This is a genomic window from Pseudomonas sp. PDNC002, from assembly GCF_016919445.1.
Classification (GTDB): domain Bacteria; phylum Pseudomonadota; class Gammaproteobacteria; order Pseudomonadales; family Pseudomonadaceae; genus Pseudomonas.
On the sequence record NZ_CP070356.1, the window covers coordinates 2,796,996 to 2,822,914 of the forward strand.

A 25,919-nucleotide genomic window follows, 5' to 3' on the forward strand; every position below is an offset into this window, starting at 1 on the left:
CTATATGTCCTATCTTGCTGAGGATTTAGTACGAATTTACATTCGCCGCTACCACCCGCGCGAATGCATCATCCGTCGGCATGTCACGCTCATCTTCTGGGGAATGCTGTGAAGAACTGGACTCTACGCCAACGCATCCTGGCCAGCTTTGCCGTCGTCATCGCGATCATGCTGCTGATGGTGGTGATTTCCTACACCCGCTTGCTACGCGTGGAAGCCAGTACCCAACGGGTCAGCGAAGACGCCATGCCCGGTACCTACGCGCTGACGACCGTGCGTTCGGCCTGGACCGACAGCATCCTGCTGACCCAGGTCCTGGTCGGCCTGAGCGACGGAAAGGCGCTGGACGACGCCCGCCGCCAGGAATTCCGTGCCAACCACGACGTGCTGGTCGAGCGCATCACCCTCTACGAGCGCACCGTTAGCGACCTGCGCGACAAGGAACTGCTCGCCCACTTCAAGCAGCAGGTGACGGAGTACGACAATCTCCTGGCCCAGGTGCTGCAGCTCTATACCACTGACCGCGATGCTTCGCGCCACCTGTTGCTGGAAAGCCTGGAGCCGAAGTGGGAAGAAGGCCGCAAGACCCTCAACCAACTGATCTCGCTGAACAAGGAAATCGCCGACGCCGCGGCGGACAACATCGTGACCGAGGTGACCAACGCCAAGGTGGTCATGCTGTTGTCGCTGTTGCTGGCCATCGCCGTGGCCGCGATCTGCGGTCTGCTGCTGATGCGCGCGATCACCGAGCCGGTGCGCCAGGTGGTCAAGGGGCTTCAGGTCATGGGCGGCGGCGATTTCACCACGCGCCTGGCCATGGAGCGCAACGACGAATTCGCCGTCATCGAGACCGGCTTCAACGGCATGGCCGAAGAGCTCAAGGCGCTGGTGTCGCAGGCGCAGCGCTCGGCCATCCAGGTCACCACCTCGGTGACCGAGATCGCCGCTACTTCCAAGCAGCAGCAGGCCACCGCGACCGAAACCGCCGCCACCACCACCGAGATCGGCGCCACCTCGCGGGAAATCGCCGCCACGTCGCGCGACCTGGTGCGCACCATGACCGAGGTTTCCTCGGCCGCCGAACAGACGTCCACCCTCGCCGGTTCGGGCCAGATGGGCCTGGCGCGCATGGAAGAGACCATGCACCACGTGATGGGCGCCGCCGAGCTGGTCAACGCCAAGCTGGCGATCCTCAACGAGCGCGCCGGCAACATCAACCAGGTGGTCACCACCATCGTGAAAGTGGCCGACCAGACCAACCTGCTGTCGCTCAACGCCGCCATCGAGGCGGAGAAGGCTGGCGAGTACGGCCGGGGTTTCGCCGTGGTCGCCACCGAGGTGCGTCGCCTGGCCGACCAGACCGCCGTGGCCACCTACGACATCGAGCAGATGGTGCGTGAGATCCAGTCCGCTGTGTCCGCCGGCGTGATGGGCATGGACAAGTTCTCCGAGGAGGTGCGTCGCGGCATTTCGGAAGTCGGCCAGGTCGGCGAGCAGCTCTCGCAGATCATCCAGCAGGTGCAAGCCCTGGCGCCGCGCGTGCAGATGGTCAACGAAGGCATGCAGGCCCAGGCCACCGGCGCCGAGCAGATCAACCAGGCGCTGGTGCAATTGGGCGAGGCCACCGGGCAGACCGTGGAATCCCTGCGCCAGGCCAGCTTTGCCATCGACGAGCTGAACCTCGTGGCCAACGGATTGCGCAATGGCGTCTCCCGCTTCAAGGTCTGAGGCCGCCTCGGCGGGCAGGCTCTACCTGCAATTTCGCCTGGGCGCGGACCGCTATGCGCTGGACGTGCACGACGTCGTCGAAGTGCTGCCGCTGCCTGTACTCAAGCGCGTGCCGGAAGCGCCGGGGTGGGTTGCCGGGCTGTTCGCGCACCGCGGCGAATTGCTGCCAGTGCTCGACCTGAGTCAACTGGCGTTCGGCCACAGCGCTCCCCGTCGCACCAGCACCCGCCTGGTGCTGGCGCGCTATCGCAACGGCGACCAGGGCCCGGAGCAACGGCTCGGGCTGATTCTCGAACAGGCCACCCACACCCTGCGCCTGGACCCGGCGGCCTTCCGTGACTACGACCTCGACAACGGCAGCGCGCGCTACCTCGGGCCGGTGCTGGAAGACGAACAGGGGTTGCTGCAACGGGTGAGCGTCGACGCGCTGCTCAGCGACGAAGCGCGTGCACGTCTGCTACCGGAGTCCGGGAGCGAGTCGCCATGAACGATCCGCGCTTCGCCCAGTTGCTCAAGGCACGTATCGGCCTGGACGCCGAATCGGTGGGCGACGCGGTGATCGAGCGAGCGGTGCGCCAGCGCTGCAGCAAGGTCAGCGGCGGTGACGCCGAGCACTACTGGCTGCAGCTCCAGGGCTCGGCGGAGGAGGTGCAGGCGCTGATCGAGGCGGTGATCGTTCCCGAGACCTGGTTCTTCCGTTATCCCGAATCCTTCGCCGCGCTGGCCGATCTCGCCACCCGGCGTGTGCTGGAGCTGGCGGGTACGCGGCCGCTGCGCCTGCTCAGCCTGCCGTGCTCCACCGGCGAGGAGCCGTACTCCATCGTCATGACGATGCTCGATGCGGGGCTCGCGCCGTCGGCGTTCCAGGTCGATGCGCTGGACGTCAGCCGCTCCGTGCTGGAGCGGGCGGAGGAGGGGCGCTACGGGCGTAACTCCTTCCGGGGCGTCGAACTCGGCTTCCGCGACCGTCATTTCATCGACGAGGAGGGCGGCTACCGGATTGCCGAAACGGTCCGCAAGAAAGTCCGCTTCCGTGTCGGCAACCTGCTGGCGGCGGATCTGCTGGCCGGCGAGGCGCCGTACGACTTCGTGTTCTGCCGCAACCTGCTGATCTATTTCGACCGCGCCACCCAGGAGCAGGTCGTCGACGTGCTGTGCCGCCTGGCGCGGGCCGACGGCGTGCTGTTCATCGGTCCTGCCGAGGCCAGCCTGATGTCCCGCATCGGCCTCAAGCCGCTGGGCGTGGCGCAGTCCTTCGCCTTCCCCCTGGCGAGTGCCGAAGTCGTCCGTCCGGCTCCGTTGAGCTGGACGCCGCCCGCACCGCTGCCGCGCCCAAGCGCGCCGAAACCCGTGCCGGTACAGGCGCCGATGCGTCCGCGGGTGGCGGTGAAACCCGTGCAGCACGTCGCTGAGCCCGCCACCGATGCGCTGGCGGACATCGCCCGGCTGGCCAACTCCGGCCAGGCCGGTGCGGCACGCCAGCGTTGCGAGGCCTTGCTGGCCGAGAAAGGGCCGAACGCCGAGGCCTACTATTGGCTCGGGTTGCTGGCCGATGCCCAGGGCCAGGGCATCGAGGCGCAAGGTTTCTACCGCAAGGCCCTGTATCTGCAACCCGACCACCAGGAAAGCCTCCTGCACCTGGCCGCGCTGCTCGCCGCCCAGGGCGACGCCGCCGGTGCTCGCCGCCTGCAGGAGCGCGCCGCGCGAGGAGTGAAGCGCAATGGTTGAACGCGGCTATTCATCGCAGACCGAGTTGCCGCCGGTGGACGACTGCTGGAATCGCGTCGGCGTGCGCGGCGACCGCAGTTGCCCGAAGCTCGTCGAATATATTCATTGCCGTAACTGCCCGGTGCATGCCGCGGCGGCGATCAGCCTGCTCGACCGCTATGCCTTGGGCGGCGAAGAGCCTGTGCAAATGCCGGTCGAAAGCGGCGAAACGGCCATCGAGGATGGTCGCGCGCACCTGATCTTCCGCCTTGGCGAAGAATGGTTGGGCCTGCCCACCCGCGCCCTTGCCGAAGTGGCGCCGGCGTGCGTGGTGCATTCGCTGCCGCACCAGCGGTCGCCGGCGCTGCTCGGCGTGGCCAACGTTCGCGGCACGCTGGTCGCCTGTGTCTCCCTGGGTGAACTGCTGGGCCTCGATATCCGTGCCGCCGCCCGCGATGACGCGCGCATCGTCCCGCGCATGCTAATTCTTGCCGCCACGGGCGGGCCGATCATCTCGCCGGTGGACGAAGTGGACGGTATCCATGAGTTGAGCGAGAGCGCCGTGATCACCGCCTCGTCCCACAGCCATGCCGCCAACGACCGCTTCACCCGTGGGGTGATGCAGTGGCGCCAGCGCAGCATCCGCCTGCTCGACCAGGAAGCCCTGCTCGATGCCGCCACCCGGAGCCTTGCATGACCCCGGACCAGATGAAGGATGCCTCGATGCTGGAGCTGTTCCGCCTGGAGGCGGAAGCCCAGACGCAGGTGCTCGTCCACGGCTTGATGGCGCTGGAGCGCAATCCGACCCAGGCCGACCAGCTGGAAGCCTGCATGCGCGCTGCGCATTCGCTCAAGGGCGCGGCGCGTATCGTCGGCCTCGACGCCGGCGTGCAGGTCGCCCACGTGATGGAAGACTGCCTGGTCGGCGCCCAGGAGGGCCGGTTGCTGCTGGCTTCCGGGCATATCGACGCGCTGCTGGCCGGCACCGATATCCTGCTGCATATCGCCGATGCCCAGCCCGAACGCGCCGAGCAGGCGCAGCAGGGGGTGCCGGCGATGGTCGAGCGCCTGCAGGCGTTGGTGTCCGGACAGGCGCCAGTGCGCTCCACGCTGCCGGCACCGCCTGCGCCGCAGCTTGCGGAGCGGGTCGCGGAGCCTGTTGCGGCGCCGCTGGAACCCAGCCTGGTCGATCCGTCGCCGACCGTGCCCGCCGAGCCCACGGCGCGCCGCCGCGCCAGCGATAGCGACGAAGGCGGCGAGCGCGTTCTGCGGGTCACCGCGGAACGCCTGAACCAGTTGCTCGACTATTCCAGCAAGTCGCTGGTGGAATCCCAGCGCCTCAAGCCCCTGCTGGACTCGCTGCAACGTCTCAAACGCGTGCAGGCCAGCGCCAGCCGTGTGCTCGACGGCGCCCGCGATGCGGCCAGCACGGCCAATCTCGATGCCGAGGCGCAAGCCTACCTGGCCGACGCTCGCCGACTGGTCGGCGAATGCCAGCAGCTGCTCAGCGAGCAGATCGCCGAACTCGACGAATTCAGCTTCAAGGCCGGCCAGCGGGCCCGCTCGCTCTACGACACGGCGCTGGCCTGCCGCATGCGGCCGTTCTCCGACGTGCTGGCCGGGCAGGCGCGGATGGTCCGCGATCTTGGCCGTTCGCTGGGCAAGCCGGTGCGCCTGGACGTGCAGGGCGCGTCCACCCAGGTCGACCGCGAAGTGCTGGAAAAGCTCGAAGCGCCGTTGACCCACCTGCTGCGCAATGCCGTCGACCATGGCATCGAGCCGCCTGACGTGCGCGCCCGCGCCGGCAAGCCGGAGGAGGGCACGATCCAGCTGCTCGCCCGGCACCACGCCGGCATGCTGGTGCTGGAGTTGCAGGACGATGGCGGCGGCGTCGATCTCGAGCGCCTGCGCAGCGCCATCGTGCGCCGTCAGCTGTCCACCGAGGAGACCGTGGCGCGGCTCACCGAGGAGGAGTTGCTGACCTTCCTGTTCCTGCCCGGCTTCAGCATGCGCGAGCAGGTGACCGAGGTGTCCGGCCGCGGCGTCGGCCTCGACGCCGTGCAGCACATGGTGCGCCTGCTGCGCGGCGGTATTCGCATGGAGCAGGTGAGCGGGCAGGGCGCGCGTTTCCACCTGGAAGTGCCGCTGACCCTGTCGGTGGTGCGCAGCCTGGTGGTGACCATCGGTGGCGAGGCCTACGCCTTCCCGCTCGCCCACATCGAGCGCATGCGCCGCCTGGCGCCGGACGAGATCGTCCAGCTCGAGGGCCGCCAGCAGTTCTGGCACGAGGGCCGGCACGTCGGCCTGGTCGCCGCCAGCCAGTTGCTGCAGCGCCCCGAGGGTGAAACCACGGCGGACGAGATTCCGGTGGTGGTGATCCGCGAGCGCGAGAGTGCCTACGGCGTGGCGGTGGAGAAATTCATCGGCGAGCGCACCCTGGTGGTGGTGCCGCTGGACGCGCGCCTGGGCAAGGTGCAGGACGTTTCCGCCGGCGCCTTGTTGGATGACGGCACGCCGGTGCTGATCCTCGATGTGGAAGACATGCTGCGTTCGGTGGAGAAACTCCTCGCCACCGGCCGCCTGGAGCGCATCGATCCCACCGGCCGCCTCTCCGGCCCGGCGCGCAAACGGGTGCTGGTGGTGGACGATTCGCTCACCGTGCGCGAGCTGGAGCGCAAGCTGCTGCTGGGGCGTGGTTACGACGTCGCCGTGGCGGTGGATGGCATGGACGGCTGGAACGCGCTGCGCTCGGAGCACTTCGACCTGGTCATCACCGACATCGACATGCCGCGCATGGATGGCATCGAGCTGGTGACCCTGATCCGCCGCGACACCCGCCTGCAATCGCTGCCGGTGATGGTGGTGTCCTACAAGGACCGCGAAGAGGACCGTCGGCGCGGTCTGGATGCCGGTGCCGACTATTATCTGGCCAAGGCCAGTTTCCACGATGAGGCCCTGCTGGATGCGGTGGTCGACCTGATCGGGGGTGCCCAGGGATGAAGATAGGGATCGTCAACGACATGCCGCTGGCGGTGGAGGCGATGCGCCGGGCGCTGGCCTTCGAGCCGGCGCACCGGGTGGTCTGGGTCGCGTCCAACGGCGCCGAGGCCATCGAGATGTGCGCCGCGCACAAGCCCGACGTGGTGCTGATGGACCTGTTGATGCCGGTGATGGATGGCGTCGAGGCGACCCGCAGGATCATGGCCCAGAGCCCCTGCGCGATCATCGTCGTCACCGTCGACCTGGAACAGAACATGAGCCGCGTGTTCGACGCCATGGGCAATGGCGCGGTGGACGCGGTGAATACCCCGGCCATCGGTACCGGTGATCCGGCGGAGGCGGCGCGCCCGCTATTGCGCAAGTTGCAGAACCTGGCCTGGCTCAATGCCCCGCGCGATACCCGGCCCAGTTCCAGCGTCGCGCCGGTACGCAAGGGCATCGGGGCGCGCAAGCTGGTGGCCATCGGCTCCTCGGCGGGCGGCCCGGCGGCGCTGGCGGAGCTGTTCGGCCAGTTGCCGGCGAATTTCCCTGCCGCCATCGTCGTGGTCCAGCACGTCGACGAAGTCTTCGCCGCCGGCATGGCCGAGTGGCTGTCGACGCAATCACGGATCCCCGTGCGCCTGGCGCGCAACGGCGAGCCGCCACAGCCGGGCTGCGTGCTGCTGGCCGGCACCAATCATCACATCCGCCTGCTCAAGGGCGGCGAGTTGGCCTATACGGCCGAGCCCAGCAGCCATATCTACCGGCCCTCGATCGACGTGTTCTTCGACAGCCTGGTGGAGAACTGGAGCGGCGACGCCGTCGGTGTGTTGCTCACCGGCATGGGCCGCGACGGCGCCGAGGGCCTGAAGCACATGCGCGAACGAGGCTTCCTGACCCTGGCGCAGGACCAGGGCAGCAGCGCCGTCTACGGCATGCCCAAGGCTGCGGCGGCGATTGGCGCCGCGGTGGAGATTCGCGCACTGGGCGACATCGCCCGACGACTCGCTGACGTCTGCACCTGAGTGCGGACTACGGAGCTGATTCCATGAACCCTTTGACGAGTGACTACCCCGTGCACACCCCAGGCGACTCCACTGTGATGGTGCTGCTGGTCGACGACCAGCCCATGATCGGCGAAGCCGTGCGCCGCGCCCTGGCGGACGATCCGAGCATCGACTTCCACTTCTGCTCCGACCCGCACCAGGCCATTGCCCTGGCGATCCAGATCAAGCCCACCGTGATCCTCCAGGACCTGGTGATGCCCGGCGCCGACGGCCTCTCGCTGGTGCGCGAGTACCGCGCCAACCCCGCGACCCGCGACCTGCCGATCATCGTCCTGTCCACCAAGGAGGACCCGGCGGTGAAGAGCGCGGCGTTCACCGCCGGCGCCAACGACTACCTGGTGAAGCTGCCCGACGCCATCGAACTGATCGCCCGGGTGCGCTACCACTCGCGCTCCTACCTGGCGCTGCTGCAGCGCGACGAGGCCTACCGCGCCCTGCGCGAGAGCCAGCAGCAGCTGCTGGAAACCAACCTGGTGCTGCAGCGGCTGATGAACTCCGACGGCCTCACCGGTCTGTCCAACCGCCGTCACTTCGACGAATACCTGGAAATGGAGTGGCGCCGCGGCCTGCGCGAGCAGGCCCAGCTGTCGATCCTGTTGATCGATGTCGACCACTTCAAGGCCTACAACGACACCTTCGGCCACGTGCAGGGCGACGAGGCGTTGCGCCAGGTCGCCGGGGCGATCCGCGCCAGCGCCAGTCGCCCCTCGGATTTGCCGGCGCGTTATGGCGGCGAAGAGTTCGTCATGGTCCTGCCCAATACCTCGCCGGGCGGCGCGCGCCTGTTGGCCGAGAAGCTGCGGCGCTCGGTGCAGGACCTGAACATCCGCCACGAGCTGCCCACCTCCGGCTCGCCGCTGACCATCAGCATCGGCGTGGCGACGCTGATCCCGAACGCGGGCAAGACCTGCCGCCAGCTCATCGAAATGGCCGACCAGGCGCTCTACAACGCCAAGCACGGTGGCCGCAACCAGGTCGGCATGGCTGACACGACGGACGCGTAAGGTGCGAAAACCGCTGCGCGGCGCGGGCAAACCGCGGCGCGGGCGGCCGCAGAATCGCCTGACGTAGTGCAGATCATCGCGGTCGATCTCAGGTATACTTGCCGGCTTTTCTACGCCCTTTACCCGTGAGAGATGCCCGCCATGGAAATCCAACCAATCCTCAACAGCATCAAGGACCTCACCGACCGTACCCAGTCCATTCGGGGGTATCTTTGACTACGATCTGAAACATGATCGTCTGATCGAAGTAAACCGCGAGCTGGAAGACCCGGCGGTCTGGAACAACCCCGAATACGCCCAGAACCTGGGCCGCGAGCGCGCCACCCTGGCGCAGATCGTCGAGACTCTCGATGAGCTCACCGGCGGTCTGGCCGACTCCCGCGACCTGCTGGACATGGCCGTCGAGGAAAACGACGAAGGTGCCGTGAACGACGTCGCCACTGAAGTCGAGCGCCTGCGCGACATCCTCGAGAAGCTGGAATTCCGCCGCATGTTCAGCGGCGAGATGGACCCGAACAACGCCTACCTGGACATCCAGGCCGGTTCCGGCGGCACCGAAGCCCAGGACTGGGCCAACATGCTGCTGCGCATGTACCTGCGCTGGTCCGACAAGCACGGCTTCAGTGCCGAGATCGTCGAGCTGTCCGAAGGCGAAGTCGCCGGCATCAAGGGCGCCACCGTGCACATCAAGGGCGAGTACGCCTTCGGTTGGCTGCGGACCGAGATCGGCGTGCACCGCCTGGTGCGCAAGAGCCCGTTCGACTCCGGCAACCGTCGCCACACCTCGTTCACCGCGGTCTTCGTCTCGCCGGAAATCGATGACAACATCGAGATCGAGATCAACCCGTCGGACCTGCGCATCGACACCTACCGCTCCTCCGGCGCGGGCGGCCAGCACGTGAACACCACCGACTCCGCGGTGCGTATCACCCACGTGCCGACCAACACCGTGGTGGCGTGCCAGAACGAACGCTCCCAGCACGCCAACAAGGACACCGCCATGAAAATGCTGCGGGCCCGGTTGTACGAGCAGGAGATGCAGAAACGCAACGCCGCTTCGCAGGCGCTGGAAGACACCAAATCCGATATCGGCTGGGGCCACCAGATCCGCTCCTATGTGCTCGACCAGTCGCGCATCAAGGACCTGCGTACCGGCGTGGAACGCAGCGATTGCGACAAGGTGCTGGACGGCGACCTGGACGAATACCTGGAAGCCAGCCTGAAGCAAGGCCTGTAAACAGCACCCCCGCGGGACGGGCCGCGTGGCCCGCCCCGCCAGTAACCCCTATTGATCAAGACGCCAGGCAGATAGACGACCATGAGCGACCAACAACTCGACCAGACCGAACTGCAACAGGAAGAAAACAAGCTGATCGCCCAGCGCAAGGAAAAGCTTGCCGCCGTGCGTGAAGCCAAGGCCATCGCCTTCCCCAACGACTTCCGCCGCGAGAACTACTTCGCGGACCTGCAGAAACAGTACGAGACCGCGACCAAGGAAGAGCTGGAAGCAGCCGCCATCCCGGTCAAGGTCGCCGGTCGCATCATGCTCAACCGCGGCTCATTCATCGTCCTGCAGGACAGCAGCGGCCGCCTGCAGGTCTACGTGAATCGCAAGACCCTGCCGGAAGAAACCCTGGCCGAGATCAAGACCTGGGACCTGGGCGACATCATCGGCGCCGAGGGCACCCTGGCGCGTTCCGGCAAGGGTGACCTGTACGTCGAGATGACCAACGTGCGCCTGCTGACCAAGTCGCTGCGCCCGCTGCCGGACAAGCACCACGGCCTGACCGATACCGAGCAGCGCTACCGCCAGCGCTACGTCGACCTGATCGTCAACGAGGAAACCCGCCACACCTTCCGTGTGCGTTCGCAGGTCATCGCCCACATCCGTCGCTTCCTCTCCGATCGCGGCTTCCTCGAAGTGGAAACCCCGATGCTGCAGACCATCCCCGGCGGCGCGGCGGCCAAGCCCTTCGAAACCCACCACAATGCGCTGGACATGGCCATGTTCCTGCGTATCGCCCCGGAGCTGTACCTCAAGCGCCTGGTCGTCGGTGGCTTCGAGAAGGTCTTCGAGATCAACCGCAACTTCCGTAACGAAGGCGTCTCGACCCGGCACAACCCCGAGTTCACCATGCTCGAGTTCTACCAGGCCTACGCCGACTACGAAGACAACATGGACCTGACCGAAGAGCTGTTCCGCGAGCTGGCCCAGGCCGTGCTCGGCAGCACCGACGTGCCGTACGGCGACAAGGTCTTCCACTTCGGCGAGCCGTTCGCCCGCCTGTCCGTGTTCGACGCCATCCTCAAGTACAACCCGGACATCACCGCGGCTGACCTGAAAGACGTCGAGAAGGCCCGCGCCATCGCCAAGAAGGCCGGCGCCAAGGTCCTTGGCCACGAAGGCCTGGGCAAGCTGCAGGTGATGATTTTCGAAGAGCTGGTCGAGCACAAGCTGGAGCAGCCGCACTTCATTACCCAGTACCCGTTCGAAGTGTCCCCGCTGGCCCGCCGCAACGACAACGACCCGAGCGTCACCGACCGCTTCGAGCTGTTCATCGGTGGCCGCGAGATCGCCAACGCCTACTCCGAGCTCAACGACGCCGAAGACCAGGCCGAGCGCTTCATGCTGCAGGTCAAGGAGAAGGACGCCGGTGACGACGAGGCGATGCACTTCGACGCCGACTTCGTCAACGCGCTCGAATACGGCATGCCGCCCACCGCCGGTGAAGGCATCGGTATCGACCGCCTGGTGATGCTGCTGACCAACTCGCCGTCGATCCGCGACGTCATCCTGTTCCCGCACATGCGCCCGCAGGCGTAAGCGCAGGAATCAGCGAAAAAGGCCGCCCACCGGGCGGCCTTTTTTGTTTTCCCGTCGTGCGCAGGAATCGCTCCCATCGTAGTGCGTATAACGTCGATCGTTATACGCACTACGCTCCTGCCGGAACGGCGCCACGGGCCCGGCTTGCGTTTCCGAGGTTGGGCGCTCTTGTAGGATCGTCCGACGAAATGCATGCCATTCCCGTGGCTCGCGCGCTATGTAGCACGTCATACACCCAGGTCTGACTCCCGGCCGCCTGTTCTGCCTCGCGGCCCGTCTCGTGCGCCGGTGTCGCAACTGCATGGCGGCGATTGTTTTCCCATCGAAAAGCTCGAACAATGCGCCATCAGGCCGCGCCGTCGGAGGTAATGCCCGTGACCCCAGTGTCCCCGCGAGACAGTGCCGCGCAAGTCGCCAGCGCGATCGCCGAAAGTGTCAAATACCAGGGCCGTAAGGCCAGCCGCCAGGGCAGCGAACAGCGCCGCCAGGCGATCCTCGACGCCGCCCTGCGGATCATCGTGCGAGATGGCGTCCGCGCCGTACGCCACCGCGCCGTGGCCGCCGAGGCCGGTGTGCCGCTGTCGGCCACCACCTACTACTTCAAGGACATCCAGGACCTCATCACCGACACCTTCGCGCTCTTCGTCGAACGCAGCGCCGAAGCCCTGTCGACCTTCTGGGGTAGCGTCGAGGGCGACCTGCAGGCCATGGCTGCCGGTCTCGCCCAGGATGACCCGCAGGCGCGCCGCGAGCTGACCGCGAATATCGTCGAGCTGGCGATCAAGTACGTGCAGGTCCAGCTCACCGAGCGCCGCGAGCACCTGCTGGCCGAGCAGGCCTTCCGCCAGGAAGCGTTGCTCAATCCCAGCCTCAGCGACCTGGCGCAGCGTCACCGGCGCATCCTCTCCCTGGGCGTGGTGCATTTCTTCGAAGTGCTCGGTTCAAAGCAGCCCGAGCAGGATGCCAAGGTGTTGACGGCCATCATCCTGCAGATGGAGTATCAGGGCCTGCTGGACGGGGCCGACCACCTGCAGATCGAGGAAATGCGTGCCATCCTTAGCCGCTACCTCGACCTGGTGATGGGCCTGTAGCCCCAGCAGCTGCATTTCAACCCCGCCGGCCGGCGGGGTTTTTTGCTCCGGCCGCCTCTGCGCATCGCATGGAAAGGCATCCGGACCTAAGGAGGGCGTGATGAAAGTCTGGCGTGCACTGCTGCTGTTGAGCATCTGCCTGCTCAGTGGCTGTCTGGTGACGTTCAAGGACCCGATTCCGGCCAACGAGCCCGCGCCGGCTCACCTGCTGGGCCAGTGGTCGCGTGTGGACGAGTACGGCGAGGAGCAGTTCCTCGAAGTCACTCGTTCCGGCTCCAACCTCTACCGTGCGCTCAGCTACGTCGACAGCAAGGACAACACCGACAGCGTCGAGGATTTCGGCTTCACCGTCGCCCACCACGGCAAGCGCTGGTACCTCTCCGCCGGGTTGCCGAAAAGCATGGGCGGCAATTTCGCCCTGGCCGGCTTCGAGATCACCGACAAGGACGAACTGGTGATCTATAACCTGGACGTCGACCACATCCTGCAGGACATGAAGGAAGGCACGCTCAAGGGCGAGAAAGTCGACACCGAGCAGGGCGCCGGAGCGCTGGTGAGCAGCCCGCTGGCCGACGTCATCACCTACCTGAACGATCCGGCCAACTCCGACGTGTTCGTCGAAGCGCTGCGCTTTTCGCGCGTGACCCCGGGAGAAAAGCAATGACCCCACGGCGCAAGAAGTCTACGCCCAGCGAATACCAACAGATCATCCGCGGCCTGTCCGACCGCATCGTCGAGGCGCAGACGCCGATCCGCGTGCTCGACGCCATCAAGTGGGACGACGGCATCCGCGACGACTTCCTCAAGGGCCGCGGCAAGCACGCGCCCAAGGTCGATCGGCATTACTACGACAATCGCCCGCTGTCCTTCGACAGCAGCGCGAAGAAGCAGGAATTCCAGAACATCGAGCGCGACATCACCCGCCACCTGGGGCAGTTCAACCCGGTCGGGCAGATCATGCGGCGCATGTGCAAGGAATACCGCATGGTCATCCGCATGCTCGAAGCACGCGGCACCCAGGACTTCGGGCTGATTTCCCAGGAGCTCTACGGCTCGGCTTCCGACGCCTTCCACGCGGGCGATCCGACCCTGGCGGACCTGGGCCTGATGCTCTCGGATTACCTGAACAACATCGCCGACCGTGGCGACCTCAAGGACGAACCCAAGACGCTGACCGCCAGCGATGCGGTGAAGATGCTGCAGGAGCGCCTGAACAAGGTGTTCGATGGCAAGGAAGACACCATCCGCGTCTTCGAGTCCGACGGCATCGTCGCTGACGCGGCGGCCGGCGCCGACTACATCAAGGTGCGCGCGGACGCGATGTTCAACGAGCGAGACGTGCGTGCGCTGGAAGTCCACGAAGGCCTGGTGCATGTCGGCACCACGCTCAACGGCCTCAACCAGCCGATCTGCACCTTCCTCGCCAAGGGCCCGCCGTCCTCCACCGTGACCCAGGAGGGCCTGGCGATCCTGATGGAAGTGATTGCCTTCGCCTCGTATCCGACGCGCCTGCGCAAGCTCACCAACCGCACCCGCGCCATCCACATGGCAGAGGAGGGCGCGGACTTCCTGGAGGTGTTCCACTTCTACCGCGAGCAGGGTTACAGCGTCGAAAGCAGCTACCAGAATGCCAGCCGGGTGTTCCGTGGCTCGACGCCTACGGGGCTGCCCTTCACCAAGGACCTGTCGTACCTCAAGGGCTTCATCCTGATCTACAACTACATCCAGCTCGCCGTGCGGAAGGGCAAACTGGAGCAGATCCCGTTGTTGTTCTGCGGCAAGGCGACCCTGGAGGACATGCGTACCCTGCGCCAACTGGTGGACGAGGGCCTAGTGGTGCCACCCAAGTACCTGCCGCCGCAGTTCCGCGACCTCAACGCGCTGTCCGCGTGGATGTGTTTCTCCAACTTCCTCAACCACCTGAGCCTTGATCGCATCGAGGCGGATTACGCCAATATCCTCTGAGGCCGTGTGCCTGCGGCATGACGGGAGAGTTTGCCGCTATCCAGACGCAAGGAGCGCATCGCAATGGAACATTCGGTATTCGACAGACAGGCGAACCTGGAGGACCGTCCGATCGGCGCAGCCGCCTACAACCTGATCATCGGGTTGACCCTCTGCTGGGGATTCCTGGTCAATTGGTGGATGGTGGGCAACGTTCCGGTTGAGTGGATTCGCGACATCAGCCCCTGGACCTTCTATATCGGCTATTTCGCCTGCTGCCTGAGCGGCGCCTACCTGTTCAGCTCGTCCAGCAACCCGGCGGTGAGCTTCCTGGGCTATAACCTCGTGGTGGTTCCGTTCGGCCTGATCATCAACCTGGTCGTCGCTCGCTACGACCCGCAACTGGTGCTGGAAGCTATACGCATCACAGGGCTGGTCACCGCTGGGATGATGTGTGCCGGCAGCCTGTTCCCGGCGTTCTTCCAGCGAATCGGCTCGACACTTTTCGTCGCCTTGCTGCTGGTGATCGTGGTCGAGTTGGTGGAAATCTTCGTTTTCGGAGTGCACCACGGCATCCTCGACTGGATCACCGCCGTGATCTTCTGCGGGTACATCGGCTACGACTGGGCTCGCGCAAATCAGATTCCCAAGACGCTCGACAACGCTATCGACAGCGCAGCGGCGCTCTACATGGACATCATCAACCTGTTCCTGAGGGTGCTGCGGATACTCGGGCGCAAATAACCGCCGCGCAGCGCCCCACATGGTGATTGGCTGGCGGTATACAAGGACACCTGCTGCATGATTCGACTGCTGAAAGCCTGCCTGCTGCTGACAAGCGCTCTCCTGTTGAGCGGCTGCAGCTCCCTGCTGTTCTACCCCAGCGACGACGTCGCCATCACGCCCGCGCGCGCCAAGCTGGACTACCGCGACGTCACCCTCACCACCGCCGATGGCGTGAAGCTCGCCGGCTGGTGGCTGCCGGCGAAAGCGGGGGTACCGGTGAAGGGCACCGTGCTGCACCTGCACGGCAATGGGGGCAACATGGCCTGGCACCTGGGCGGCGCCTACTGGCTGCCGGAGCAGGGCTACCAGGTGTTGATGGTGGATTACCGTGGCTACGGGCATTCCGAGGGTGAGCCGAGCCTGCCGGCGATCTACCAGGACATCGACGCCGCCTTCGCCTGGCTGGACAAGGCGCCGGAGGCGCAGGGCAAGCCGGTGATCCTGCTGGGCCAGAGCCTCGGTGGCGCCCTGGCGGTGCATTACCTGGGCATGCATCCGGAGCGGCAGAAACAGCTGCATGCCGTGGTGCTCGATGGCGTACCAGCCAGCTACCGCGACGTGGGGCGGTACACCCTGAGTACCAGTTGGCTGACCTGGCCGCTGCAGGTGCCGCTGTCCTGGCTGGTGCCCGATGGCGACAGCGCGATCCGCTCCATGCCGCGACTTTCTGGCGCACCCGTGCTGTTCTTCCACAGCATCGACGATACCATTGTGCCCCTGGACAACGGCCTGGCCCTGTACAAGGCCACTCCGCCGCCCAAGGTCTTCCAGCCGACCCGTGGAAACCATGTGGAAACCTTCGGGGAACCCGTGTGGCGTGAAGTGATGCTGCGCTTCCTCGATGATCCGCAGCACTTCACCGGTTTGCGCAGGCTGGCCGAAGTCCCGAACTCTCCTGCTCCGGCGAAACCCCAGGAATCGCCGGCGGACTCCTCCAACCAAGGCAAGCCATGAACAACCCGATCTCGTACATCCTCACCATCATCGCCACCATCTTCGTCTCGGTCGGCACGCTCTGGTATTACGGTTACCTGCACTTCGCCAAACCCGAGGACGCGCTGGAACTGAGCCAGTTCACCATGCTGAAGAGCATTCCCGGCCAGGACACCAAACTGTCGCTGGACCCGGCTGACCAGCAGGCGCAGTGCATCGATGGTGTGCTGGTGATGTTCGACATGACCCAGAAGGGCCTGACCGGCGTGCTGGTCGATGGCCGCAAGCGCGCCGTGCGCTGCATGGGTGAGCAGACTCCGCAAGAAACCAAGTGACGGTCGGCCCTGGCACAGCGGACTGAGGGAGGAAGGTCATGAGCCACCCCGAGATCCGCGTCTGGCAGGGCGACATCACCCGCCTCGACGTCGGCGCCATCGTCAACGCTGCCAACAGCTCGCTGCTGGGTGGCGGCGGTGTCGACGGGGCTATCCATCGCGCGGCCGGACCGGACCTTGTCCACGCGTGTCGCCCGCTGGGGGGCTGCCAGACTGGCCAGGCGAAGATCACCCCCGGCTTCCGCCTGCTGGCGCGCTTCGTCATACACACAGTCGGGCCCGTCTGGCGCGGCGGTGAGCACGGCGAGCCCGAGCTGCTCGCCGAGTGCTACCGCAACAGCCTGCAACTGGCCGAAGAGAAGGGCCTGGCGAGTGTCGCCTTTCCCGCCATCAGTACCGGTATCTACGGTTATCCCGCCGAAGCGGCAGCGCAGGTTGCGGTGGAGGAATTGCGTCGCCCGCGCGGGGAGGGAAGTTCGCTGAAGGAATTGGTGCTGGTGCCGTTTTCGGTGGAGATGGCGGAGCTCTATCGGCGCTTGCTGGGCTGACCTCCGAGCCGCTGTCGTACCCTCACCCCAGCCCTCTCCCAGGGGGAGAGGGGGCAGACCGAGCGCGCTGCAGGTGTGGTTGAGTCCTGCAGCTTCTCAGCGATTTGAAGAGGACTCGCCGATGGGCGCTGGAGCTACCACTCATGCCCAGCGATTCCCTCTCCCTCCGGGAGAGGGGCAGCCCGAGCGCGCTGCAGGTGTGGTTGAGTCCTGCAGCTTTGCAGCGATGTGAAGAAGACTCGCCGACGGACGCTGAAGCTGCCACTCATACCCAGCGGCCCCCTCTCCCGCCGGGAGAGGGGGTAGCCCGAGTGCGCTGCAGGTGTGGTTGAGTCCTGCAGCTTTGCAGTGATTTGAAGAGGACTCGCCGACGGGCGCTGGAGCTGCCACTCATGCCCAGCGATTCCCTCTCCCTCCGGGAGAGGGGCAGCCCGAGCGCGCTGCAGGTGTGGTTGAGTCCTGCAGCTTTGCAGCGATGTGAAGAAGACTCGCCGACGGGCGCTGAAGCTGCCACTCATGCCCAGCGGTTCCCTCTCCCTCCGGGAGAGGGGGCAGCCCGAGCGCGCTGCAGGTGTGGTTGAGTCCTGCAGCTTTGCAGCGATTTGAAGTGGACTCGCCGATGGGCGCTGGAGCTACCACTCATGCCCAGCGATTCCCTCTCCCTCCGGGAGAGAGGGCAGCCCGAGCGCTCTGCAGGTGTGGCTGAGTCCTGCAGCTTATCGGCGATTTGAAGAGGACTCGCCGACGGGCGCTGAAGCTGCCACTCGTGCCCAGCGGTTCCCTCTCCCTCCGGGAGAGGGTTAGGGTGAGGGGAAGCTTGAGCGCGGTATGCGATTCGCGAGCAAGCCCGCTCCTACGAAGAGCGCAGGAGCGGGCCGTTTGCCTGATCAGTAGGTGCCGCTTACCGCTGAGCGCGGCTGCACCGGATTGGCGTCGTTGGAAATGGTCACCTCGACGCGACGGTTCATCGCGCGGCCCGCCGGGGTAGCGTTGCTCGACACCGGATACTCCTTGCCATAGCCCCGGGAGACGACGCGATCAGACGTGACACCCTGGCTCAGCAGCGCCAGGCGAATGGCGTCGGCGCGACGCTCGGACAGCCCCTGGTTGTAGGAGGACGAGCCGCTGCTGTCGGTGTAGCCCTCGACGATGACCTTGCGCTCCGGATTCTGCTGGAGGTAGCCGGCGAGGTTCTGCACATTGCTCATGGCGCCGGGCTTCAACTCGGCGCGGTCGAGATCGAACAGCACGTCGCCGAAGGACACCATGGTCCCGCGCGAGGTCTGCTTGGCGTTCAGCTCGCCCTTGAGCTTGTTCAGCTGTGCGGTACGGGCATCCAGACGGGCCTGGGCGCGCTGGGCGGAGGTGTTCTTCATCTGGTCCTCGGCGTTGCGCAGGGCCACCGTCTGGTTGGCCAGCTCGATGCGCTGCTGGGTCAGGTAGGCCATCTGGTCGACGTCCTTCTGGTCGGCGCCGTCGCGGTAGGCCTTGTCGGTCTTGGCCAGCCAGTCGCCGGCGTCCTTGGTTTCCAGCGCGGCCTGCTGGGTGGCCTGGGGTTCGGCCTGCAGCGCCTGGAAGTCGTTGCGGGCTTTCTCCAGGTTGGCGTTGGGCGGCGTCGAGCACGCGGCCAGGGCCAGGGCGAGGGTCGAAATGGCGGGCAGTACGATGAGCTTGTTCATGTCGGAATTCCTTATATGACCGGACGTAGGGGCGGGATCACTGGGCCTGCTGCAGGCCTTCCTGACGCAACTCCATCACGCCCTGCTGGGCGTCCTTGACGTTGTTCTGGGCCTTCACGGCCTGCGACTTGCGCTCGGCCACGCGAGCGTCCCATTCGGCCTGCTGGGCCAGGCGCTTGGCCTGGTCGTATTCCTTGTCGTTCAGGGCGATGCGCGCCTGGGCGAGCTTGTCCTGGGCGTTCTTGGTCTCCACCGGGGCGAACTCCGGCCCGCCGGAGCTGACGGCAGCGTTCACCGCCGATTCGGTGACGGCCATCTGCTCGCTGGGCGGGTTACCGGCGCAACCGGCGAGCAGCGCGGCGCTGCCCAGGGCGAGCAGTCCAACGCGCCAGCGGCGCAGCGAAGCGCAGGAGGAAAGGGCAGGGACGGTTCGAGCGCTTTGAGATTTCAGTTCCATTGGGCGAATCCTCTGACTTGGATAGGGGGTTCCCTCGGCGTTTCGAGTGCCGGCGGATGCCTGCTGCTGGCGCCGAGGTTGTCGGTGATCAGTAGTGGGCATCTGTTTAGGGGACTAAGGGTTTTGTCAGGGGGTTCAAAAAAAATGCCCGCCGTATTGGCGGGCATCGGTGACGATCAGCGGGAATCAGCCGCGATGACGCAGCAATCGCAGGCCGTTGAACACCACCAGCAGACTGGCGCCCATGTCGGCGAATACCGCCATCCACAGGGTGCCTTCGCCGGCCAGGGTGAGGGCGAGGAACACCGCCTTGATGCCCAGCGCGAGGGTGATGTTCTGGATCAGCACACGGTGGGTCTGGCGTGACAGGCGAATGAAGGACGGCAATTTGCGCAGGTCGTCGTCCATCAGCGCCACACCAGCGGTTTCGATGGCGGTATCGGTACCGGCCGCGCCCATGGCGAAGCCGATGTCGGCACGGGCCAGGGCAGGGGCATCGTTGATCCCATCGCCAACCATGCCGACCCGGCGCCCACCTTCCTGGCGCTGCTTCACCTCGCGCAGCTTGTCCTCCGGCAGCAGGTTGCCCAGCGCCACGTCGATGCCCACCTGGGCGCCGATGGCATTGGCGGTGTGCGGGTTGTCGCCGGTCAGCATCAGCGTCTTCACGCCCATTTCGTGTAGCTGGGCGACCGCTTCACGGCTGGTTTCCTTGACTGCATCGGCCACGGCGAACAGCGCCAGCGGCCCTTGTGCGTCGAGCAGCACGATGACGGTCTTGCCCTGCTGCTCGAGGGCGTCCAGGCGCGCTTCCAGCTCCTTCGAGCACAGCTCCAGTTCTTCCACCAGGCGATGGTTGCCCAGGTGATAGGTGCGCCCGTCGATCTCGCCCTTTACGCCGCGGCCGGGCAGGGCGGTCAGCTCGCCGACGCCATACAGCGCGATGTTGTCCTGTTCGGCTGCTTTCGCGACGGCCTGGGACACCGGGTGATCGGAGCGCGCGGCGAGGCTCGCGGCCAGGGCGCGCACGTCGCCGCCATCGCTGTCGCGCAGGGCGGTGAAGTCGGTCTGGCGCGGGCGGCCTTCGGTGAGGGTGCCGGTCTTGTCCAGGGCGATCCAGTCCAGCGAGCGGCCCATTTCCAGAAACACGCCACCCTTGATCAGGATGCCCAGGCGCGCCGCCGCCGACAGGCCGCTGACGATGGTCACCGGTGTCGAGATCACCAGCGCGCAGGGGCAGGCGATCACCAGCAGCACCAGCGCGCGGTAGACCCAGTCCAGCCAGGCGCCGCCGAAGAACAGCGGCGGCAGCAGCGCGGTGGCGATGGCGATGAGGAATACCGCCGGGGTGTAGATGCGCGAGAACTGGTCGACGAAGCGCTGGGTCGGCGCCCGCGAGCCCTGGGCTTCTTCCACGGCGTGGATGATCCGCGCCAGGGTGCTGTCGTCGGCCACGCGGGTGACGCGGTATTCCAGTGCGCTCTCGCCGTTGATGGTGCCGGCGAACAGGGTGTCGCCAACCTGTTTCTCCACCGGCAGGCTCTCGCCGGTAATGGGCGCCTGGTTGACGCTGGAGCGGCCATCGAGCACTTCGCCGTCCAGGGCGATGCGCTCGCCGGGGCGCACTCGCACGCGGGCGTCGAGCGTTACGAACTTGGCTGGCAGTTCCTGCCATTGGCCGTCCACCAGCACCGTGGCCTGTTCCGGCGCCAGTTGCAGCAGGCCGCGAATGGCGTTGCGCGCGCGGTCCAGCGACTTGGCCTCGATCAGCTCGGCGATGGCGAACAGCACCGCCACCATGGCCGCTTCCGGCCACTGGCCGATCAGCATGGCACCAGTCACGGCGATGCTCATCAGGGCGTTGATGTTGAGGTTGCGGTTCTTCAGGGCGATCCAGCCCTTGCGGTAGGTCGGCAGGCCAGCGCCGAGGATCGCCGCGATGGCCAGCGCCGCTACCAGCCAGTGCGGGCCGATGGCGAACCATTCGAAGAACTCGGCGCCCGCGGCCGCGACACCGGCCAGCGCCAGCGGCCACCAGGGTTTCTGCGGGGCGGGCTGTGCGGAAGTGGGAGCGTTGTCGTCCACCGGCTCGGCCTGCATGCCGAGGGAGGCCACCAGCTTCTGCAACGGCTCAATGCTGTCGAAGCGGTGCTGCACGCGCAGCAGGCGCTGCATCAGGTTGAAGTCCAGGTCTTCCACCGCCGGTACGCGGCCCAGCGCATCGCGCAGCAAGCGTTCCTCGGTGGGGCAGTCCATGGCTTCGATGCGCAGGCTGGTCCAGCGCAACTCGCCGGCCGCAGCGCCCGCCACGGCGCTTGCCGCTTGCGCCGGGTCGATGCGTTCATGCTGATGATCGTGATCGTGATCGTGATCGTGATCGTGATCGTGATCGTGGGCATGGCCGTGATCGTGCGGGATCGGTTCGGCGGCTGGGGCGCGCAGCAGCGCGCCTTTGTCGCAGCCGCAGCAGCCAGCGGCTTCCTGTTCGCGGTCTTGGGCGGGGCCATGGATGATCGGACCCTGGCGGTTGGCAGTCATGTCGTCCGTTCCTGTTTGACGAGTTGCTGCTGATTGCACACCCTGTAGCAACTACAGAGTCAAGCACCTGCTTGCGAGGAGTCGCAGATGAAGATCGGTGAACTGGCGAAACTGACCGGCTGCCCAGTGGAAACCATCCGCTATTACGAGCGCGAAGGCCTGCTGCCGGCGCCGTCGCGCAGCGAGGGTAACTACCGGCAGTACGACGCGATGCATGTCGAGCGCCTGTCCTTCATCCGCCATTGCCGCTCGTTGGACATGACCCAGGATGAAATCCGCATCCTTCTCGGCCTGCGCGACCGTCCGGAATCCGACTGCGGCACCGCCAATCGGCTGATCGAGGAACACCTGCACCACGTCGAGGTGCGCATTGCCGAATTGCAGTCGCTCAGCCAGCAGCTGCGCGACCTGCGGGCGCAGTGCGAGGGCGAGGGCAGCAGCGAGGATTGCGGCATCCTGCGCGAGCTGGAACAGCCGGCGGAGCCGTCGGTGATTCCCGAGGCCTGCGCGGAGGCGGGGCATCTGCATGTGCCCGGCGTCCACGGCCGGCATTGACTGGTCAGTGCAGGAAGGCACGTGGGGCCGCTTCGCCAATAGGCTTCTGCGCTTGGATCGGCCCTCACCCTAACCCTCTCCCAGAGGGAGAGGGGACCGTATGGGGCAGGATGAAACCATGGCATCAGCTGGCACAATTGGTCTCTCTCCTAGAGGGAGAGGGGCTCGTAGGAGCGGAATGAAAGCATGGCGTCAGCCGGCACAATTGGCCTCTCTCCCAGAGGGAGAGGGTCCCGTATGGAGCAGGATGAAACCATGGCGTCAGCCGGCACAATTGTCCCCTATCCCAGAGGGAGAGGGGACCGTATGGAGCAGGATGAAACCATGGCATCAGCCGGCACAATCTGCCCCCTCTCCCTGAGGGAGAGGGCTGGGGTGAGGGGGAAGTCCAGGCACCGAAGCAGCCGCAGCAAGGCAGTGGTTCCTGAAGCCTGAAACCAAGCGCCCCGGCAGATGCCGGGGCGTTTTCATTCAGGAGTGCTCGGCCTCCGTCAGCTCATGCAGGTACTTGCGCGATAGTGCCAGGAAGCGCGGTGTAGGGCCGGTGTCTTCGTAGAGCGGATCGCCCTGTTCGTCCTGCGCGACCACCTTCGTTCCCTGCACATAAGGGAAGCTCGCCTCCAGTTCCTCCAGCGCCGCATTCACCAGCTCCCCCAGCAACTCCTCCACACTGCGCTTGGGGTACATGTCGTGCAGCGCGGCCAGACGCGCGGCGGTCTCGACGTCCAGCGGAATGCTGTACTGATGTTTGGTCATGCGCCCCCTGGCGCTCTGTTCCCAATGGCGTACCAGCTCGCGGATTTTCATGTTCACCTCGTAGGCCCGCTCGTGGCGGGGCGATGGACCGGTCTTCGTGGGACCGCGTGAATTCCCGTGCGTTTCGGGATCACTTTGAGCCTAGTCGTTGTCCGAGCAGCAGGACGAGCACGCTTGTCAGCCGCCGGAGCCGGCGGCACTGTAGAACCCACAGCCAAGGCCTCTCTCATTAGGAGACTCCGCCATGCCGGATATCGACGCGCGCCTGCGCGAGGACGTTCACCTCTTGGGCGAACTGCTCGGGCAGACCATCCGCGACCAGTACGGACAGGCTTTCCTCGACAAGATCGAGCTGATCCGCACCGGTGCCAAGGCGGCGCGGCGCGGCTCCGCCGAAGGCGCCAAGCAGCTCACCGCGACCCTCGACGGCCTCGGCGAGGACGAACTGCTGCCAGTGGCGCGCGCCTTCAACCAGTTCCTCAACCTGGCCAACATCGCCGAGCAGTACCACCGCATCCGCCGCCGCACGCCCAAGGAGCCCGAACCCTTCGAGAACCGCGTGCTGGCCGAGTTGCTCGCGCGTCTGCGCAAATCCGGCCTGGGCGTCGAAGGCCTGGCGCGGCAGGTGGCGGACCTGGAGATCGAACTGGTGCTCACCGCGCATCCCACAGAAGTGGCGCGCCGCACGCTGATCCAGAAGTACGACGCCATCGCCGCGCAACTGGCCGCAGGCGATCACAGCGACCTGCTGCCCGAAGAGCGCCAGGCGGTGCAGGAAAAACTCCAGCGGCTGATCGCCGAGGCCTGGCACACCGATGAAATCCGCCGCACCCGGCCAACCCCGGTGGACGAGGCGAAATGGGGCTTCGCGGTGATCGAGCATTCCCTCTGGCAAGCGCTGCCGGACTTCCTCCGCCACGTCGATCGCACCCTGCAGGAAACCCTCGGCGAACGCCTGCCGCTGGAGTCCGCGCCGATCCGCTTCGCCTCCTGGATGGGCGGCGACCGCGACGGCAACCCCAATGTCACCGCCGCGATCACCCGCGAGGTCCTGCTGCTGGCGCGCTGGATGGCCGCCGATCTCTATCTTCGCGATGTGGACAGCCTGGCCGCCGACCTGTCCATGCAACAGGCCAGCGATGAACTGCGCGCGGAAGTGGGCGACCTCGCCGAGCCCTACCGCGCGCTGCTCAAGCAACTGCGCGAACGCTTGCGCGCTACCCGCGCCTGGGCCGAGCGCGCCATCCACACCGGCGAGGAGCCGGGCGCCGATGTATTGCAGGACAACCGCGAACTGCTCGAACCGCTGCAGCTCTCCTACCGCTCGCTGCATGACTGCGGCATGGGCGTGATCGCCGATGGCGCGTTGCTCGACACCCTGCGCCGTGCCGCCACCTTCGGGTTGTTCCTGGCCCGCCTCGACGTACGTCAGGACTCCACGCGCCACGCCAGGGCGATGAGCGAGATCACCGACTACCTCGGGCTGGGCAACTACGCCGAGTGGGACGAAAGCGTGCGTCAGGAGTTCCTCCTGGAGGAGCTTGGCAGTCGTCGTCCGTTGCTGCCGGCGAACTACGAACCATCGCCCGAGACCGCCGAAGTGCTCGCCACCTGCCGGGTCGTGGCGCAGGCGCCGGCGGCATCACTGGGCTCCTATGTCATCTCCATGGCCGGCCATCCGTCCGACGTGCTTGCCGTGCAGTTGCTGCTCAAGGAGTGCGGCCTGGCGCGGCCGATGCGCGTCGTCCCGCTGTTCGAGACGCTGGACGACCTCGATAACGCCGGCCCCTGCATCGACCGCTTGCTTAGCCTGGACAGCTACCGCACGCGCCTGGCCGGGCCGCAGGAAGTGATGATCGGCTATTCCGATTCGGCCAAGGACGCCGGCACCCTGGCCGCCGCCTGGGCGCAGTACCGCGCCCAGGAAGCGCTGGTGGACATCTGCCGCGACCATGGCGTCGAACTGCTGCTGTTCCATGGCCGCGGCGGCACCGTTGGCCGCGGCGGCGGCCCGGCCCATGCGGCGATCCTCTCGCAGCCGCCAGGCTCGGTGGCCGGTCGCTTCCGCACCACCGAACAGGGCGAGATGATCCGCTTCAAGTTCGGCCTGCCGGACATCGCCGAACAGAACCTCAACCTCTACCTCGCTGCCGTGCTGGAAGCCACGCTGCAGCCGCCGCCAGTGCCCGAGCCGGCCTGGCGCGAGGAGATGGACCGCCTGGCCGCCGATGGCGTCGTCGCCTACCGCGCGGTGGTGCGGGAGAACCCGCAGTTCGTCGACTACTTCCGCGAGGCCACGCCGGAGCAGGAACTGGGCCGCCTGCCGCTGGGCAGCCGCCCGGCCAAGCGCCGCGAGGGCGGGGTGGAGAGCCTGCGGGCGATCCCCTGGATTTTCGCCTGGACCCAGACGCGCCTGATGCTGCCGGCCTGGCTGGGCTGGGAAGACGCGTTGTTCAAGGCCATCGAACGCGGCGAAGGCGCGCTGCTTTCACGCATGCGCAAGGAGTGGCCGTTCTTCACCACGCGCATCGACATGCTGGAGATGGTGCTGGCCAAGGCCGACCGGGAAATCGCCCAACTCTACGACGAGCGACTGGTGCAATCGGAACTGCGACCATTAGGTGCGCATTTACGCGACCTATTGTCGCAGTCGGTGCGCGTGGTGCTGGGTCTGACCGGCCAGTCCCAGTTGCTCGCCCACGCCGCCGAGACGCGCGAGTCCATTGGTGTGCGCAATACCTACCTGGACCCGCTGCACCTGCTCCAGGCCGAGCTTTTGGCCCGCTCGCGACGCTGTACCGGCGATGCCTGCGGCGGTCTGGAGCAGGCGATGCTGGTGACCGTCGCGGGGATCGCCGCCGGTCTGCGCAACACCGGTTGAGGGAGCATAGCCCCCCACCAAAGGTGGATTGCCGAGCCGGGAAATGAGATTAATTTGATGACTGTTCCGGGCGCCCTGAAACGTCCGGGATCGGCTCGCGCAGTCCC

Annotated in this window: 22 protein-coding genes; 18 read left to right on the forward strand and 4 right to left on the reverse strand. The window is 66.2% G+C overall.

All coding sequences use genetic code 11. The annotated features are described in order from the left end of the window. The first annotated feature begins 108 nt into the window (after positions 1-108). The 16 genes from JVX91_RS12910 to JVX91_RS12985 all read left to right on the forward strand — a co-directional run bounded on the left by JVX91_RS12910 (position 109) and on the right by JVX91_RS12985 (position 16,946). On the forward strand, positions 109-1,728 hold the full coding sequence (locus JVX91_RS12910) for a methyl-accepting chemotaxis protein (RefSeq protein ID WP_205339585.1): 1,620 nt from the start codon (positions 109-111) through the stop codon (positions 1,726-1,728). After that, positions 1,703-2,215, forward strand: coding sequence for a chemotaxis protein CheW (locus JVX91_RS12915; RefSeq protein WP_205339586.1), 513 nt, complete (start codon positions 1,703-1,705; stop codon positions 2,213-2,215). The genes JVX91_RS12910 and JVX91_RS12915 overlap by 26 nt, the downstream gene beginning before the upstream one ends. Next, complete coding sequence (locus tag JVX91_RS12920) at positions 2,212-3,456, forward strand: CheR family methyltransferase (RefSeq protein WP_205339587.1); 1,245 nt, start codon at positions 2,212-2,214, stop codon at positions 3,454-3,456. The genes JVX91_RS12915 and JVX91_RS12920 overlap by 4 nt, the downstream gene beginning before the upstream one ends. Then, a complete protein-coding gene (locus tag JVX91_RS12925) occupies positions 3,449-4,132 on the forward strand; it encodes a chemotaxis protein CheW (protein ID WP_205339588.1) in 684 nt (227 codons plus the stop codon). The genes JVX91_RS12920 and JVX91_RS12925 overlap by 8 nt, the downstream gene beginning before the upstream one ends. Next, a complete protein-coding gene (locus JVX91_RS12930) occupies positions 4,129-6,435 on the forward strand; it encodes a hybrid sensor histidine kinase/response regulator (protein WP_205339589.1) in 2,307 nt (768 codons plus the stop codon). Before JVX91_RS12925 ends, JVX91_RS12930 begins: the two co-directional genes overlap by 4 nt. Further along, positions 6,432-7,439 carry a chemotaxis response regulator protein-glutamate methylesterase gene (locus tag JVX91_RS12935; protein ID WP_205339590.1) on the forward strand — a complete coding sequence of 336 codons (1,008 nt, stop codon included), beginning with the start codon at positions 6,432-6,434 and terminating at the stop codon, positions 7,437-7,439. The genes JVX91_RS12930 and JVX91_RS12935 overlap by 4 nt, the downstream gene beginning before the upstream one ends. Before the next feature lie 23 nt (positions 7,440-7,462). Continuing rightward, positions 7,463-8,485 (forward strand): PleD family two-component system response regulator, encoded by a 1,023-nt coding sequence (locus JVX91_RS12940; protein WP_205339591.1) that lies wholly within the window; start codon positions 7,463-7,465, stop codon positions 8,483-8,485. 141 nt (positions 8,486-8,626) lie between these two features. Continuing rightward, positions 8,627-9,722 (forward strand): peptide chain release factor 2 gene (gene prfB, locus JVX91_RS12945; protein WP_205339592.1). Its coding sequence is split into 2 segments (ribosomal slippage): positions 8,627-8,698 and positions 8,700-9,722, totalling 1,095 coding nucleotides; the frame shifts between segments, so codons are not numbered across the junction. Between the two features lie 81 nt (positions 9,723-9,803). Then, a complete protein-coding gene (gene lysS / locus JVX91_RS12950) occupies positions 9,804-11,309 on the forward strand; it encodes a lysine--tRNA ligase (RefSeq protein ID WP_205339593.1) in 1,506 nt (501 codons plus the stop codon). Positions 11,310-11,683: 374 nt separating this feature from the next. Next, positions 11,684-12,400 carry a TetR family transcriptional regulator gene (locus tag JVX91_RS12955; RefSeq protein ID WP_205339594.1) on the forward strand — a complete coding sequence of 239 codons (717 nt, stop codon included), beginning with the start codon at positions 11,684-11,686 and terminating at the stop codon, positions 12,398-12,400. A 100-nt stretch (positions 12,401-12,500) separates the two neighbouring features. After that, positions 12,501-13,064 carry a hypothetical protein gene (locus tag JVX91_RS12960; RefSeq protein ID WP_205339595.1) on the forward strand — a complete coding sequence of 188 codons (564 nt, stop codon included), beginning with the start codon at positions 12,501-12,503 and terminating at the stop codon, positions 13,062-13,064. Beyond that, positions 13,061-14,365, forward strand: coding sequence for a flavohemoglobin expression-modulating QEGLA motif protein (locus JVX91_RS12965; protein WP_205339596.1), 1,305 nt, complete (start codon positions 13,061-13,063; stop codon positions 14,363-14,365). The genes JVX91_RS12960 and JVX91_RS12965 overlap by 4 nt, the downstream gene beginning before the upstream one ends. A 63-nt stretch (positions 14,366-14,428) precedes the next feature. Then, on the forward strand, positions 14,429-15,088 hold the full coding sequence (locus JVX91_RS12970; RefSeq protein ID WP_205339597.1) for a Bax inhibitor-1 family protein: 660 nt from the start codon (positions 14,429-14,431) through the stop codon (positions 15,086-15,088). A 57-nt stretch (positions 15,089-15,145) separates the two neighbouring features. After that, complete coding sequence (locus tag JVX91_RS12975) at positions 15,146-16,084, forward strand: alpha/beta hydrolase (RefSeq protein ID WP_205339598.1); 939 nt, start codon at positions 15,146-15,148, stop codon at positions 16,082-16,084. Further along, complete coding sequence (locus JVX91_RS12980; RefSeq protein WP_205339599.1) at positions 16,081-16,398, forward strand: hypothetical protein; 318 nt, start codon at positions 16,081-16,083, stop codon at positions 16,396-16,398. The genes JVX91_RS12975 and JVX91_RS12980 overlap by 4 nt, the downstream gene beginning before the upstream one ends. 38 nt (positions 16,399-16,436) lie before the next feature. Then, positions 16,437-16,946 (forward strand): O-acetyl-ADP-ribose deacetylase, encoded by a 510-nt coding sequence (locus JVX91_RS12985; protein WP_205339600.1) that lies wholly within the window; start codon positions 16,437-16,439, stop codon positions 16,944-16,946. 887 nt (positions 16,947-17,833) lie between these two features. On the opposite strand, the gene JVX91_RS12990 is transcribed toward JVX91_RS12985, so the two are convergent. From JVX91_RS12990 to JVX91_RS13000, 3 genes are all read right to left on the reverse strand, one after another. Then, on the reverse strand, positions 17,834-18,625 hold the full coding sequence (locus JVX91_RS12990; RefSeq protein ID WP_205339601.1) for an OmpA family protein: 792 nt from the start codon (positions 18,623-18,625) through the stop codon (positions 17,834-17,836). Positions 18,626-18,662: 37 nt separating this feature from the next. Next, positions 18,663-19,082, reverse strand: coding sequence for a DUF4398 domain-containing protein (locus JVX91_RS12995; RefSeq protein ID WP_205339602.1), 420 nt, complete (start codon positions 19,080-19,082; stop codon positions 18,663-18,665). A 186-nt stretch (positions 19,083-19,268) separates the two neighbouring features. After that, a complete protein-coding gene (locus JVX91_RS13000) occupies positions 19,269-21,620 on the reverse strand; it encodes a heavy metal translocating P-type ATPase (protein ID WP_240201736.1) in 2,352 nt (783 codons plus the stop codon). An 87-nt stretch (positions 21,621-21,707) separates the two neighbouring features. Between JVX91_RS13000 and cadR the strand changes: the two genes are divergently transcribed. Then, on the forward strand, positions 21,708-22,175 hold the full coding sequence (cadR, locus tag JVX91_RS13005) for a Cd(II)/Pb(II)-responsive transcriptional regulator (RefSeq protein WP_205339603.1): 468 nt from the start codon (positions 21,708-21,710) through the stop codon (positions 22,173-22,175). Between the two features lie 471 nt (positions 22,176-22,646). Here the strand turns inward: cadR and JVX91_RS13010 are convergent, their stop codons facing one another. Then, positions 22,647-22,982 (reverse strand): pilin assembly protein, encoded by a 336-nt coding sequence (locus JVX91_RS13010; RefSeq protein WP_205339604.1) that lies wholly within the window; start codon positions 22,980-22,982, stop codon positions 22,647-22,649. 193 nt (positions 22,983-23,175) lie between these two features. Here JVX91_RS13010 and ppc point away from each other — a divergent pair, with 193 nt between their 5' ends. Then, a complete protein-coding gene (ppc, locus tag JVX91_RS13015; RefSeq protein WP_205339605.1) occupies positions 23,176-25,812 on the forward strand; it encodes a phosphoenolpyruvate carboxylase in 2,637 nt (878 codons plus the stop codon). Positions 25,813-25,919: the final 107 nt, after the last annotated feature.